The sequence below is a fragment of the Aureimonas sp. D3 genome, from assembly GCF_001463805.1.
Classification (GTDB): Bacteria; Pseudomonadota; Alphaproteobacteria; order Rhizobiales; family Rhizobiaceae; genus Aureimonas; species Aureimonas ureilytica_A.
The window spans coordinates 17,883-30,306 of record NZ_BBWM01000003.1; the positions used below are offsets into that span (position 1 = coordinate 17,883).

The window sequence follows — 12,424 nt, forward strand, 5'->3', positions numbered from 1 at the left end:
TGCGTCAGCTCTTCGCCCCTGGCTTCGGCGCGCCTGCGTGAGAGGCCGCCTTTTCCTGGGATGTGACAAGTCCGATATTCTTGAAGCCGGCGGCCGAGATGCGGGCCATGACCTGCATGACCGTGCCGTAGCTCGCCTCGCCATCGGCGCGCAGGAAGATGCGCTCGTCATAGCCCGCTTCCGCGATGGCCTTGAGCTGCTCCACCACCGCATCCGCCTGGACCGGGCTTTCCTGAAGGTAGATTTCGCCGCCGCGCTGCACCGAGATGGTGATGGGCTGCTTGTCGGCGCTGAGCGCCTTGGCGGCCGTCTTCGGCAATTCCAGCGGCACGCCGACGGTCATCAGCGGTGCGGCCACCATGAAGATGATGAGCAGAACCAGCATGACGTCCACCATGGGCGTCATGTTGATTTCGGCCATCGGCTGCCGGCGCTTGCCGCGGCGGCGTCGTGATCCTCCGCCCGATGATGCGGCGCCCGTCGACATGCCCATAGTGTCTGGTCCCCTCGTCTATTCTGGCCAAAGGCGCGGCGCGATCAGCGGCCGGCGCTCGCCTTCTCGTCGATCTGACGCGACAGGATGGAGGAAAATTCGTCCGCGAAGGCTTCGAGCCGCATGCCGAGCTTGCCCGCATCCGCCGACAGCTTGTTGTAGGCGATAACGGCGGGGATGGCGGCGATGAGGCCGATGGCGGTCGCAAGCAGCGCTTCGGCGATACCGGGGGCGACGACGGCGAGGCTCGTCTGCTCCGACGCGGCGATGCCCTGGAAGGCGGTCATGATGCCGACCACCGTGCCGAACAGGCCGATGAAGGGCGCGGCCGAGCCGACGGTCGCCAGAAAACCGAGGCGCGATTCCAGCTCGTCCATCTCGCGGGCCATGGTCACGTCCATGGCCTTCTCGATGCGGGTCTGGAGGCCGATGGGCGAGCGGGCGCCCTTCTCGAAGCTCTTCTTCCATTCGCGCATGGCGGCGACGAACAGCGCGCCCATGCCGGACGTCTTGCGGTCGGACAGGGTGTGATACAGTTCTTCGAGCGACTGCCCGCTCCAGAAGGTGGATTCGAACGTGTTGAGCTGGCGGCGGAAGCGGCCGAACCGCGCCCATTTGTCGAAGATGATGGCCCAGGACCAGACGGACGCCGACAAGAGACCCAGCATCACGAACTTCACGACGAAGCCGGCCTGCCAGAAAAGTCCCATCAGAGACATGTCGCTGCCATGGGCGGCGAGCGCAGTCTGTGCGACGTCGTTCATTCCTCTGTCCCTCGAATTCGTGGGGCCGGCGATCGTCCGCGCAGCGGCGCCCTTTCGCACCCGCACGGTGCCGGCCTGACGGGCAGCGGCCCCGACGCGCCATTCCCCTAGGGCTCTTTCGCCGGGGATTCCGGTAAAAGAATGGCGCGACAAGGGCTTCGCCGCGATCCCATGAAGCACCGTTAGGGTTAACAATTCGTTTCGCCGGAGTGAGGAATAGCAGATTTCCCCTCGCGCTTCCGAATGTTCTACCGCAGTGCGGCGTGGATATCAGGCCTCGCCCGTGCTTGGCGCCGGCGTCAGGCGCTCGGCCACCGCCGGCGGCATCCGGCGCGGCTTACCGTCGGGCGAGATCACGGCGACCTTCACCCGCGCCTCGATCAGAAGCTCCTCGCCTTTCAGGATACGCTGGTCGAGAACCACCCGCGCGCCGCCCAGAAGCGCCGTGCGGGTCTCGACGGTCAACACATCGTCGATCCGCGCCGGACGCAGGAACTCGATTTCCATGCGCCGGACGGCAAAGGCCATGGGCTCGCCGAAAGCCCCGTCCATCAGCTCGCGATGGCCGATGCCGTGCAGGCGAAGATAGTCCGTGCGCCCACGCTCCAGAAAATGCAGGTAGCGGGCGTGGTACACGACGCCGGAAAAATCCGTGTCCTCGAAATAGACCCGCACGTCGAGGCGGTGGCCGAATTCGGTGAGCCGGCCTGCAAGTTGTTCGTTCATGCCGGCCTCATAGCGATCTTGTGATCGGGATGCCAGCGCGGCGGCCATCTGTCATCGCGCCGTCATGGACATGTCACCCCGCCGTCATGCCCGGATGCTTGACCGCGAGGGACGTCAGACCATCGGAACCGGAGTGTCCCATGCCGACCCGTCTTGCCATCTCGCTGGCGCTTCTCGCCTCGACGGCGCTGCCCGCTCTCGCGGAGCCCGTCTTCAACCGCGTCGCCGCCTTTCCGGTCGCCGCCAACCTGCCGGAGGAAACGGCGGGCGAGGTCCCGACATCGGCCGAGATCGTCACCGCCTCCGAAGACGGCATGACCCTCGTCTATTCCGACAGTCCGCATGGCGGCATCGGCTTCATCGACATCACGGACGCCCATGTGCCAAAACCCGCCGGCTATCTCAAGCTCGACGGCGAGCCGACCTCGGTGGCGGTCGCGCGCGGCAACGTTCTGGTGGCGCTCAACACCTCGGAGAACAAGGCCAATCCGAGCGGGCGTCTCGTCGCGGTCGATCTCGCCGGCCATGCGATCGGCGCGGCTTGCGATCTCGGCGGCCAGCCCGACAGCGTCGCCGTGTCGCCCGACCGCAGCTTCGCGGCCGTCGCGATCGAGAACGAGCGGGACGAGAAGGTCAATGACGGCGCCCTGCCCCAGATGCCCGCCGGATATCTCGCGCTGGTGCCGCTGAAGGACGGCACGCCGGACTGCGCCAACCTGCGGCGCGTCGACATGACGGGCCTGGCGGCCATCGCTCCCGAAGACCCCGAGCCCGAATTTGTCGACATCAACGACCAGAACGAAGTCGTCGTCTCACTTCAGGAAAACAACCACATCGTCATCGTGGACGGGGCGAGCGGCAAGATCAAAGGCCATTTCCCGGCCGGCAGCGTCGCGCTGGAAGGCGTCGATGCCGAGAAGGACGGCAAGCTCGACTTCACGGGCAAGATCGAGGCGCGCCCGCGCGAGCCGGACGCCGTGAAATGGCTGAAGGACGGGCGCATCGCCGCCGCCGACGAGGGCGACTGGAAGGGCGGCACGCGCGGCTTCACCATCTTCAATCATGACGGCAGCGTGTCCTACGAGTCGGGCGCGACGCTGGAGCGCGAGGTCGCGCGCATGGGCCACTTCCCCGAAAAGCGCGCCGACAAGAAGGGCATCGAACCCGAGGGCCTCGCCAAGGGCACGTTCGGCGGGCAGGACTATCTCTTCGTTCTGGCCGAGCGCGGTTCGGTGGTCGCCGTCTATCGCGACACCGGCGCCGCGCCGGAACTGATGCAGATCCTGCCGTCCGGCATCTCGCCCGAAGGCGCGGTGACGATCCCCGCCCGCAACCTTCTCGTCACCGCCAACGAGGCCGATCTCGGCAAGGACGGCGGCGCGCGCTCGCATGTCATGATCTACGAGCGGGCGGAGGGCGAGAAGGCCTATCCGACCATCGTCTCGATCGACGACAAGGCCGGCAACCCGATCGGCTTCGGCGCGCTTTCGGCGCTCGCCGCCATCGAGGGCAGGCCGAACCAGTTCTGGTCGGTCAGCGATAGCGTCTATGGCAAGATGCCGCGCATCTACATGATCGACGCCGCGACCAAGCCCGCGCGCATCGTCTCTGCCCTGAACGTGACGCGGGACGGCAAGCCCGCCGCCAAGCTCGACCTGGAAAGCCTGACGCCGGACGGCCAGGGCGGCTTCTGGCTCGGCAGCGAAGGCAACCCGGAAAAGGAGGTGCCGCATCTGCTGCTCCACGTGGACGGCAAGGGCGCCATCCTCGAAGAGATCGCCTTCCCGGAAAAGCTTCTGGAGTCGCAGACGCGCTTCGGCGCGGAGGGCGTGGCGCTCGCCAATGGCAAGGTTTGGCTCGCCATCCAGCGCCCCTGGAAGGACGATCCCAAGAACGAGACCAAGCTTCTTGCCTATGACCCGGCGACCAAGGAGTGGGGCGCGGTGCTCTATCCCCTCGACAAGCCGGCCGAGGGCGCATGGAACGGCCTGTCGGAGATCACCGTCCACGGCGACCATGCCTATTTCATCGAGCGCGACAACCAGATCGGCGACAAGGCCAAGCTCAAGGCCGTGACGCGCGTTCCCCTGTCGGAACTCAAGCCCGCCCCGCTCGGCGACAAGCTGGCCGTCGTGAGCAAGGAGACCGTGCGCGATCTCGTGCCCATCCTCGCCGAGGCGACCCATGGCTATGTCGTGGACAAGGTCGAGGGTCTGGCCATCGACGCCAAGGGCGAGATGACCATCGTCACCGACAATGACGGCGTGGATGAGTCCTCGGGCGAGACGCTGTTTCTCAAGATCGGCAATGTCAACGACAAGGCCGCCTCGCTCAAGAAGTGAGGTCGAGGCCCGCGAGGCAAAGGGGCCGGTGGATCACCCGCCGGCCTCTACGTGGGGCGGTCAAACGCCGCTGAGCAGGATCACGGTCGGCACTTTCGGCAAGGTTCGGGCGGAGAGTGTCAGCGAAGCCTCGGCCCGCCGATCCACGACGAAATCGGGAATCTGCTCCAGAAAGCGCTCGATCGGCGTCCTGAAGCGGTGCATCGGCAGCACGACAGACGAATGGAGCCGCGCGGCGATCTCGCCCATGCCCTTCTGGCTCAGGGTCCAGGACCCGTCCACCGGCACCATCAACACGTCGAGCCGGCCGATCGCGGCGTAATCGTCCTCGGTCAGCTGATGGTGGAGATGTCCGAGATGGCCGATGCACAGGCCCGCCACCTCGAAGATGAAGATGGAATTGCCGTCCGCCTCGAACGTGCCGAAGCGGTTGATGTCGGTCGGCACGTTGCGGATCAGGACATCGCCCACGGTGACGTTGTGTTGGGCCGGCCCGCCCGCCGGATTCCAGCCGCGCAGCACCGTGCCGATGCCGGGATCGGGAAACTCGGTGTAGTGGGTCGAATGCGCCTTGTTCATCGTCACGACGTCGGGCACACGGCCCTCGCCGGAAAAGCCGGCATAGTCGGTGGCGACGCGCACCCCCTCCCCGCTCTCGATCAGATAGGTCGCGTGATGGACATAGGTGATGCGCACCTCGCCCCGCTCGCGCGCGGCCACGCGATAGGGCGCGTCCAAGGAGGCGTAACGGACCCCGGCGCGCTCGGCGATGGCAAGGCATGTGCTCGGCGTCTCCTCCCGGTCTTGAGCCATCGCGCCCGAAGATAGCCAGAGAAGAGGCAGAGCCAGAAGAAGCCGTCGCATCGCGTCACCTTTCGGACGGAGGCATTTGCTTCTGCGAGCTTATCGCTTGGGATATTCCGGCCAAGTCATATTCCCGCGAGCGCGACCCTTGCCGAAGCTGGACGATGGCGGCGCGAAAACCTATAGAACCTTCATTCATCTGAAATCTTGACGAGACAGGTGCCCCGATGGCCGGTCATTCCCAATTCAAGAACATCATGCATCGCAAGGGCCGGCAGGACGCCGTGCGCTCCAAGATGTTCTCCAAGCTGGCGCGCGAAATCACCGTGGCGGCCAAGAGCGGCACGCCCGATCCCGACATGAACCCGCGTCTTCGCCTGGCGATTAACAACGCTAAGGCGCAGTCCATGCCCAAGGACAATATCCAGCGCGCCATCTCCAAGGGCTCGGGCGCCGATACCGAGAACTATGACGAGGTCCGCTACGAGGGCTATGGCCCGGGCGGCGTCGCCGTCATCGTCGAGGCGCTGACCGACAATCGCAACCGCACCGCCTCCAATGTGCGCTCCTACTTCACCAAGTCGGGCGGTGCGCTCGGCGAAACCAATTCGGTCTCCTTCCTGTGGGATCGCATCGGCGAGATCGTCTATCCCGCCAAGGTCGGCGATGCCGACAAGGTGATGGAAGCGGCGATCGAAGCGGGCGCGGACGATGTGGCGAGCGACGAGGACGGCCACCGCATCCTCACCGCCTTCGCCGACCTCGGCGACGTGTCGGCCGCCCTCGAAAAGACGCTGGGCGAAGCCGAGAGCGTCAAGATCATCTGGCGCCCGCAGACCGGCGTGCCGGTGGACGAGGAAAAGGCGCAGAGCGTCCTGCGCCTCATCAACAATCTCGAAGACGATGACGACGTGCAGAACGTCTACGCCAATTTCGAAGTGGACGAAGAGGTCATGGCGAAGCTCTCCGCCGCCTGACGTCTTCCGCATGCGAGTTCAAAGGCCGCGCCGGCGCCACGCCGCGCGGCCTTTTTCGTGGCTCAGCTTTTGGGCGGCGTCGGCGTGAGCCGCGCCTGCGCCGCAGGCACGATCGTCTCCGACACGAGCCGATGAAGATCGGCCACATAGCCCGAGCGCGCCGAGGGCTGGCCTTCGTCCGAAGTGATGGCGACGGTCAGCTCAAGGTCGGGGATGACGTAGATCATCTGCCCGCCATAACCCCAGCCATAGAAGCCTTCATGGCCTGCGAAGCGGTCGATGAACCAGCCATAGCCATAGCGCCCGTCATGGAAACGCGAGGTGGTGCGCGGCGTCCAGCTCTGCTCGATCCACGCCTCCGACAGAACGCGCTCACCCGCTGCATTCACCCCACCGCGCCGGTAGAGTTCGCCGAAGGCCAGAAGCGAGCGCGGCGTCATGGCCATCTGGTTGCCGCCGAGATAGATGCCTTGCGGATCGCGCTCCCAATCGCTCACCCGCACGCCCGCCGGCCCCAGCCAGTCGCGCGACAATTGAAGCGTCGAGCGCCCGGTCGCCTTGGTCAGGATCGCCGAGAGAAGATGGGTGGAGCCGGTGGAATAAAGCATCGGCCCGCCGGGATCGGTGACGAAGGGCCGGCGCAGCGCATCGCGAACCCAGTTTCGCGAGGAAATCCAGGCCCCGTAATTCCCGCCCGAAGTGCGCTCCAGCCCGGCCTGCATCGACAGGAGATGGCCGACCGTGATCTGGTTCAGGCGCGAATCGGGATCGGCGGGAAAGTCGGCCCGCAGAAAATCCGCGATCGACTGGTCCGTCCCTTTGATCGCGCCCTTGTCGATGGCGATGCCGACGAGTGCGGCGATCACGGATTTCGACGCCGACTTGATGTTGGTCGCCCGGTCGGTCCGGTTGCCGCGAAAGCCCTGATCGAGCAAGGTCTCGCCGCCCTGCGCGATCAGCAGCGTTTCGAGCGGCTCGAGCGCCTCGGCCCGTATCCATACCGCTTCGAAGCTCGGGGCGGTCGGGCTCGGCGGCACAGCGCCTCGCGCATCGGCAGGTACGGCCGAGGGCTCGGAGCCCGGCGGCCTCTCCTGCGCAAGGGCGGGTGAGGAAAGAAGCCCGCCAGAGAGAGCGAGCGCCAAAGCGATTTTCGAGATCATGTTCGTCAGATGGAGACGGGTGAGCCTGCCCGACAGGGCGCGTCACCGCAACTTGATCCCGGAGCCGTTCCGCTTCGTTTTCGATCCGTTCACTCTTTGTCTTTAAATCCAGAATCCGTTAGGCAAGGCGGAGACAGGATCATGCTGCAGGAGCGGACCATCAGGATCATCGGAATCGATCCCGGCCTTCGCCGCACCGGCTGGGGCGTGGTGGAAACGCTCGGCAACTCGCTGCGCTTCGTGGCGAGCGGCACGGTCACGTCGGACGCCAAGATGGACCTCGCTTCCCGCCTGCGGCAGCTCTACGATGGGCTCTCGGCCGTGATCCATCATCACCTGCCGGACGAGGCGGCGGTGGAGCAGACCTTCGTCAACAAGGATGCCGTCGCGACCCTGAAGCTCGGTCAGGCACGCGGCATCGCCCTGCTCGTTCCCGCGCTCGCCGGCCTGCCTGTCGCCGAATATGCGCCGAACGCCGTCAAGAAGGCGGTGATCGGCGTTGGTCATGGCGAGAAAGCGCAGATTCATATGATGGTGAAAGTGCTGATGCCCCGCGCTACGTTCGAGGGGGACGATGCGGCCGACGCGCTCGCCATCGCCATCTGCCACACCCATCATCGCCAGTCGGCGCAAGCGCGCGCGGCCTTTGCGGGCCTGTGATGTTCTTGACTTGTTCACCCCGCCATTATAGGTAATACTTCAAGGTATTACTTGACGGGGATCGGCTCATGCGCGTGACGGAAAAGGGGCAGGTGACGATCCCCAAGCCGATCCGGGACAAGCTCAGCATCGGTCCTGGGAGCGAAGTCGCTTTCGTGGATCGCGGTGACTTCGTCGAGCTTGTGCGAGGTGAAGCTGTTCACGACTCGCAAACCCGTCGGGAAGAAATCAGCAAGGCGATCGCCGCCATGCGTGGATCGCGCGATTTCGATGGCCTGACGACGGATGAGTACATGGACACAATCCGGGGACCGCGTGACGATCTCGACCCTCGTTGATTCCAACATCCTGATCGACATTCTCAATCCGCGCTCCCTGCCGGAGCATCAGGACTGGTCGGCCACGTATCTTCACGACGCGGCGCTGCGCGGCCCTCTCTACATGAGTGCCGTTGCCTGGGCGGAAATCTCGCAGCCATATCAGGACGAACAGATGCTCGTGACCATTCTGCGTCCCTTCGGCTTCGTCTATGAGCCCTTGCCATTCGAAGCCGCCTATCCCGCAGGGCAGGCTCAAACGCTTTACCGCCGACGCGGCGGACGACGCGACCGCACCCTGCCCGACTTCCTGATCGGCGCTCATGCCCAAACCGCCGGTCATCGCCTCCTGACGCGCGATGCCAGCCGCTACCGCGCCTATTTTCCCGACCTCACCATCATCTGCCCGGAGACGCATCCTTGATCGGCAAGCTCAAAGGCACCGTGGACGAAGCGGACGAGGAAAGCGTGACGGTGGACGTGCATGGCGTCGGCTATGTCGCCTTCTGCGGGGCGCGCACGCTGGCGCAACTGCCGGGGCGCGGCGAAGCGGCCGAACTCTTCATCGAGACCTATGTGCGAGAGGACATGATCCGCCTCTATGGTTTCGCCACCAAGGCCGAGCGCGAATGGTTCCGCCTGCTCCAGAGCGTGCAGGGCGTCGGGGCCAAGGTGGCGCTGGCCGTGGTCGGCACGCTGACGCCGGGCGACCTCGCCAATGCCGTCGCCTTGCAGGACCGCGCGACCGTCTCGCGCGCGCCGGGCGTCGGGCCGAAGGTTGCCGCGCGCATCGTCGCCGAGTTGAAAGACAAGGTTCCGGCCTTTTCGGGTGCGGCGGGTGAAGAGTCGCTCGGCCTCAAGCGCGACATTGGCGAGGGTGTCGCGCCCGCCCCCGTGGCGGATGCGGTGTCGGCGCTGGTCAATCTCGGCTATTCGCGTGAGCAGGCGGCGAGCGCCATCGCGACAGCCCTCAGGGAAGCCGGCGAGGACGCAGCCTCAACCGCCCTGATCCGGCTCGGCCTGAAGGCGCTCAGCCGCTAGGGCGCCGGTTGACCGGAGCGATCCGGGGCCTTTGATTTTACCGCATGATCCGATGGCGGGGTCCTACCGCCCCCCGGACATGCTCTCATCGCAAGCCCGCCCTGCCCTTCGGGCCGACGCGGAACGGACCCGACCCATGAGCGACAACCGCCTGATCACTCCTGAAAAGCGCGGCGAAGACGTCGATAGCACGCTGCGGCCGCAGCGGCTGGACGATTTCGTCGGGCAGGCGGCGGCGCGCGCCAACCTGAAGATCTTCATCGAAGCGGCCAAGACGCGCGGCGAGGCGCTCGATCACGTGCTCTTCGTCGGCCCGCCGGGCCTGGGCAAGACGACGCTGGCGCAGATCATGGCCAAGGAACTCGGCGTCAATTTTCGCTCAACCTCCGGCCCGGTCATCGCCAAGGCGGGCGACCTCGCCGCGCTTCTGACCAATCTCGAAGAGCGAGACGTTCTCTTCATCGACGAGATTCACCGGCTGAGCCCGGCAGTGGAGGAAATCCTTTATCCCGCCATGGAGGATTTCCAGCTCGATCTCATTATCGGCGAAGGGCCGGCGGCACGCTCGGTGAAGATCGATCTGTCGAAATTCACGCTGGTGGCGGCGACGACCCGTCTCGGCCTACTGACCACGCCCCTGCGCGATCGCTTCGGCATTCCCGTCCGCCTGAATTTCTACACGGTGGACGAGCTCGAACATATCGTGAAGCGCGGCGCGCGGCTGATGAGCCTTCCCATGAGCGAGGACGGCGCGCGGGAAATCGCGCGGCGCGCGCGCGGAACGCCCCGCATCGCCGGCCGTCTGCTGCGCCGCGTGCGCGATTTCGCAACCATGGCCGGCGCCGAGATCGTGGACCGGCGCACCGCCGACGAGGCGCTCACGCGGCTGGACGTGGATTCGCTCGGGCTCGACCAGCTCGACCGGCGCTATCTCGACCTGATCGCCCTGAATTTCGGCGGCGGCCCGGTCGGCATCGAGACGATCGCTGCTGCCCTGTCGGAACCGCGCGACGCGATCGAGGACATCGTGGAGCCCTATCTTCTTCAACAGGGCTTCATCCAGCGCACCCCGCGCGGACGCCTCCTGACCCAGCACGCCTTCCGGCATCTCGGGCTGGCGGTCCCGGCGACCTATCAAGGCGTGCAGTCGAGTCTGTTCGAAAGCGGCGACGAAGACTGAGACGGGCAAGGCGTCAACGCGGAGCCGGGTTCGCTCGACGGGGCGCGGAGGCCAGTGCCCGAGAAGCAGCGGCGGATTCGTACAGCCCAGCATGGCAGTTTGAGGTCGCCTGCCCCTCACCCCTCGCTTTCGCGGGCATTGGGGTCATCGTCCCGCTCCTCCCGGTCGCGCTCGAACAGAGCCGCGCCCGGTTCGCGGTCCACGTCGTCATCGAGTTGCACGACGGCGGACGAGCGAAGCTTGGCGCCGGGATGAAGATGCAGATGGAGCGCGCCGGGAGTCGAGGTCGCGAACCCGATCCCAGCCAGCAACAGACCCACGACATGATGACGACGTTTGAATGGCATAGACCCCCGGCCACAAAACGTGCTGGCGCTGCCGCGCCTCTGTCCCGCATTGCACAAGACACGGCGTTCGGGGCGCCAATAGGGCGCTCCCGCCCAAGGGCTGCCGCTTGGCTACCAGAAGCTGGGGACGACCTCTTCGAGCCTTGGCCCGATCCGCACGGCCGACACCTTTTCGGCGAGCCCCGTGCGGTCGGAAATCTCCACCGCGAGGCCGCAGATCGTCGCCGGGCCGCTCGCCGCCTCAAAGCGCCCGCGCGGAATGCGCGTCAGAAAGCGGTTCAGCGGCTCTTCCTTCTCCATGCCGAGCGAGGAATCATAATCGCCGCACATGCCGGCGTCCGACTGATAGGCCGTGCCGTTGACGAGGATCTGGTGATCGCCCGTCGGGACATGCGTGTGCGTGCCCACCACGACCGACACGCGCCCGTCGAGATAATGGCCCATGGCGAGCTTCTCGCTCGTCGCCTCGGCATGCATGTCGATGATGATGGCGTCGGCCTGCTCGCCGAGCGGACAGGCCGAGACGATCTCGCCCGCCGCGCGGAACGGGTCGTCCAGTTCGGGGTGCATAAAGGCGCGGCCCATGAGATTGGCGACGAGCACGCGTGCGCCGTTGCGCGCCTCATAGAAGCCCGAGCCCTTGCCGGGCGTGCCCGGCGGATAATTGGCCGGGCGCAGGAAACGGTCCTGCCGCGCGGCGAAGACCAGGGCCTCGCGCTGGTCGAACACATGGTTGCCGGTCGTCATGACATCGGCGCCCGCGCTGATCGTGTCCTCGAAGATATCTTCCGTGACGCCGAAGCCGCCGGCCGCGTTTTCGCCGTTCACGACGGCGAAATCGAGCTTCCAGTCGGCGATCAGCCGCGGCAGCTTTTCAAAGACCGCCATGCGGCCGGTGCGGCCGACCATGTCACCCAGAAACAGAAATCTCATGCGTTGGACGCCCTTTCGGCGGCAGCGAGTTTGGCATCCTGCAATCGGGCCAGAGCCGCCTTCACGGCAGCGCGCGCACCGACGCGATCCACCCAGGCGGCGAGCGCGGGAAAGCGCGCGGCCGCATCGAGGTCGCGCAGACCCGAACGCGCCCAGCTCCAGTTCATCATGTCGGCGATGGAATAGTCCCCCGCGAGATAGTCGGCCTGCGACAGTCTCGCATCGAGAACGCCGAGCAGCCGCTCGCTTTCGCGCTCGAAGCGGCGGATCGCGAAATCGCTGCGCTCTTCGGCATTCTTGAAATAATGGATCTGCCCGATCATCGGGCCTGTGCCGCCGGCCTGAAAGAAGGTCCAGGCGAAAGCTTCCGAGCGCGCGGGGCCGGACGCGGCCAGGAAGCGGCCGGTCTTTTCGGCAAGATGCACGAGGATCGCGCCGGACTCGAAGACCCGGTGCCCCTCTCCCGCCTCGCGATCCACGATGGCCGGGATGCGCCCGTTCGGGTTGATCGCAAGAAAGCCGGATTCTTTTTGTTGTCCGGTCGAAATATCGACGAGACGCAGGTCGTAGTCGAGCCCGCACTCCTCCAGCATGATCGCCGGCTTTTCGCCGTTCGGCGTGGTCCAGGTGTACAGCTCGATCATGAGCACGCTCCGATTTCCCGATATTCGATCAGCTAG

The 12,424-nt window shown here is 65.7% G+C and carries 15 protein-coding genes; 7 read left to right on the forward strand and 8 right to left on the reverse strand.

Features of this window, described 5'->3' with window-relative positions; translation table 11 throughout:
• Positions 1–4 precede the first annotated feature (4 nt).
• The 3 genes from tolR to ybgC form a co-directional block, all read right to left on the reverse strand.
• On the reverse strand, positions 5–493 hold the full coding sequence (gene tolR / locus AUL36_RS01345) for a protein TolR (RefSeq protein WP_062217225.1): 489 nt from the start codon (positions 491–493) through the stop codon (positions 5–7).
• A gap of 44 nt (positions 494–537) precedes the next feature.
• Positions 538–1,257 (reverse strand): protein TolQ, encoded by a 720-nt coding sequence (gene tolQ, locus AUL36_RS01350; protein ID WP_058635549.1) that lies wholly within the window; start codon positions 1,255–1,257, stop codon positions 538–540.
• Positions 1,258–1,527: 270 nt separating this feature from the next.
• On the reverse strand, positions 1,528–1,983 hold the full coding sequence (ybgC, locus tag AUL36_RS01355; RefSeq protein ID WP_062217421.1) for a tol-pal system-associated acyl-CoA thioesterase: 456 nt from the start codon (positions 1,981–1,983) through the stop codon (positions 1,528–1,530).
• Positions 1,984–2,123: 140 nt separating this feature from the next.
• Here ybgC and AUL36_RS01360 point away from each other — a divergent pair, with 140 nt between their 5' ends.
• Positions 2,124–4,325, forward strand: coding sequence for an esterase-like activity of phytase family protein (locus AUL36_RS01360; protein ID WP_062217228.1), 2,202 nt, complete (start codon positions 2,124–2,126; stop codon positions 4,323–4,325).
• A gap of 60 nt (positions 4,326–4,385) precedes the next feature.
• On the opposite strand, the gene AUL36_RS01365 is transcribed toward AUL36_RS01360, so the two are convergent.
• Entirely contained in the window at positions 4,386–5,189 is an 804-nt protein-coding gene (locus tag AUL36_RS01365; protein ID WP_062217231.1) for an MBL fold metallo-hydrolase, read from the reverse strand.
• Positions 5,190–5,356: 167 nt separating this feature from the next.
• Between AUL36_RS01365 and AUL36_RS01370 the strand changes: the two genes are divergently transcribed.
• Entirely contained in the window at positions 5,357–6,106 is a 750-nt protein-coding gene (locus AUL36_RS01370; RefSeq protein ID WP_062217234.1) for a YebC/PmpR family DNA-binding transcriptional regulator, read from the forward strand.
• A 62-nt stretch (positions 6,107–6,168) separates the two neighbouring features.
• On the opposite strand, the gene AUL36_RS01375 is transcribed toward AUL36_RS01370, so the two are convergent.
• Positions 6,169–7,266: a serine hydrolase domain-containing protein gene (locus tag AUL36_RS01375; protein ID WP_062217237.1), complete on the reverse strand. Its 1,098-nt coding sequence runs from the start codon at positions 7,264–7,266 to the stop codon at positions 6,169–6,171.
• Between the two features lie 141 nt (positions 7,267–7,407).
• Between AUL36_RS01375 and ruvC the strand changes: the two genes are divergently transcribed.
• The 5 genes from ruvC to ruvB all read left to right on the forward strand — a co-directional run bounded on the left by ruvC (position 7,408) and on the right by ruvB (position 10,464).
• On the forward strand, positions 7,408–7,926 hold the full coding sequence (gene ruvC / locus AUL36_RS01380; protein ID WP_062217240.1) for a crossover junction endodeoxyribonuclease RuvC: 519 nt from the start codon (positions 7,408–7,410) through the stop codon (positions 7,924–7,926).
• 68 nt (positions 7,927–7,994) lie between these two features.
• Positions 7,995–8,264 (forward strand): AbrB/MazE/SpoVT family DNA-binding domain-containing protein, encoded by a 270-nt coding sequence (locus tag AUL36_RS01385; RefSeq protein ID WP_062217244.1) that lies wholly within the window; start codon positions 7,995–7,997, stop codon positions 8,262–8,264.
• On the forward strand, positions 8,242–8,667 hold the full coding sequence (locus tag AUL36_RS01390) for a type II toxin-antitoxin system VapC family toxin (RefSeq protein ID WP_062217247.1): 426 nt from the start codon (positions 8,242–8,244) through the stop codon (positions 8,665–8,667). The genes AUL36_RS01385 and AUL36_RS01390 overlap by 23 nt, the downstream gene beginning before the upstream one ends.
• Positions 8,664–9,284, forward strand: a complete 621-nt coding sequence (gene ruvA / locus AUL36_RS01395; RefSeq protein ID WP_062217249.1) for a Holliday junction branch migration protein RuvA — start codon at positions 8,664–8,666, stop codon at positions 9,282–9,284. The genes AUL36_RS01390 and ruvA overlap by 4 nt, the downstream gene beginning before the upstream one ends.
• Before the next feature lie 136 nt (positions 9,285–9,420).
• Positions 9,421–10,464 (forward strand): Holliday junction branch migration DNA helicase RuvB, encoded by a 1,044-nt coding sequence (gene ruvB, locus AUL36_RS01400; protein ID WP_058600819.1) that lies wholly within the window; start codon positions 9,421–9,423, stop codon positions 10,462–10,464.
• Positions 10,465–10,580: 116 nt separating this feature from the next.
• Here ruvB and AUL36_RS01405 read toward each other — a convergent pair whose 3' ends face one another.
• From AUL36_RS01405 to AUL36_RS01415, 3 genes are all read right to left on the reverse strand, one after another.
• A complete protein-coding gene (locus tag AUL36_RS01405) occupies positions 10,581–10,811 on the reverse strand; it encodes a hypothetical protein (protein ID WP_156418224.1) in 231 nt (76 codons plus the stop codon).
• A gap of 111 nt (positions 10,812–10,922) precedes the next feature.
• A complete protein-coding gene (locus AUL36_RS01410; RefSeq protein WP_062217255.1) occupies positions 10,923–11,744 on the reverse strand; it encodes a TIGR00282 family metallophosphoesterase in 822 nt (273 codons plus the stop codon).
• Positions 11,741–12,388: a glutathione S-transferase N-terminal domain-containing protein gene (locus AUL36_RS01415; RefSeq protein WP_062217258.1), complete on the reverse strand. Its 648-nt coding sequence runs from the start codon at positions 12,386–12,388 to the stop codon at positions 11,741–11,743. The genes AUL36_RS01410 and AUL36_RS01415 overlap by 4 nt, the downstream gene beginning before the upstream one ends.
• Between the last annotated feature and the right edge of the window lie 36 nt (positions 12,389–12,424).

What these genes read in the sequence shown, in the direction of transcription:
- ruvC (WP_062217240.1), top strand. Translation starts at nt 7,408, where the DNA reads ATGCTGCAGGAGCGGACCATCAGGATCATCGGAATCGATCCCGGCCTT.
- ybgC (WP_062217421.1), bottom strand. Translation starts at nt 1,983, where the DNA reads ATGAACGAACAACTTGCAGGCCGGCTCACCGAATTCGGCCACCGCCTC.
- AUL36_RS01365 (WP_062217231.1), bottom strand. Translation starts at nt 5,189, where the DNA reads ATGCGACGGCTTCTTCTGGCTCTGCCTCTTCTCTGGCTATCTTCGGGC.
- tolR (WP_062217225.1), bottom strand. Translation starts at nt 493, where the DNA reads ATGGGCATGTCGACGGGCGCCGCATCATCGGGCGGAGGATCACGACGC.
- AUL36_RS01415 (WP_062217258.1), bottom strand. Translation starts at nt 12,388, where the DNA reads ATGATCGAGCTGTACACCTGGACCACGCCGAACGGCGAAAAGCCGGCG.
- AUL36_RS01375 (WP_062217237.1), bottom strand. Translation starts at nt 7,266, where the DNA reads ATGATCTCGAAAATCGCTTTGGCGCTCGCTCTCTCTGGCGGGCTTCTT.
- AUL36_RS01385 (WP_062217244.1), top strand. Translation starts at nt 7,995, where the DNA reads ATGCGCGTGACGGAAAAGGGGCAGGTGACGATCCCCAAGCCGATCCGG.
- ruvB (WP_058600819.1), top strand. Translation starts at nt 9,421, where the DNA reads ATGAGCGACAACCGCCTGATCACTCCTGAAAAGCGCGGCGAAGACGTC.
- AUL36_RS01405 (WP_156418224.1), bottom strand. Translation starts at nt 10,811, where the DNA reads ATGCCATTCAAACGTCGTCATCATGTCGTGGGTCTGTTGCTGGCTGGG.
- tolQ (WP_058635549.1), bottom strand. Translation starts at nt 1,257, where the DNA reads ATGAACGACGTCGCACAGACTGCGCTCGCCGCCCATGGCAGCGACATG.
- AUL36_RS01360 (WP_062217228.1), top strand. Translation starts at nt 2,124, where the DNA reads ATGCCGACCCGTCTTGCCATCTCGCTGGCGCTTCTCGCCTCGACGGCG.
- AUL36_RS01410 (WP_062217255.1), bottom strand. Translation starts at nt 11,744, where the DNA reads ATGAGATTTCTGTTTCTGGGTGACATGGTCGGCCGCACCGGCCGCATG.
- AUL36_RS01370 (WP_062217234.1), top strand. Translation starts at nt 5,357, where the DNA reads ATGGCCGGTCATTCCCAATTCAAGAACATCATGCATCGCAAGGGCCGG.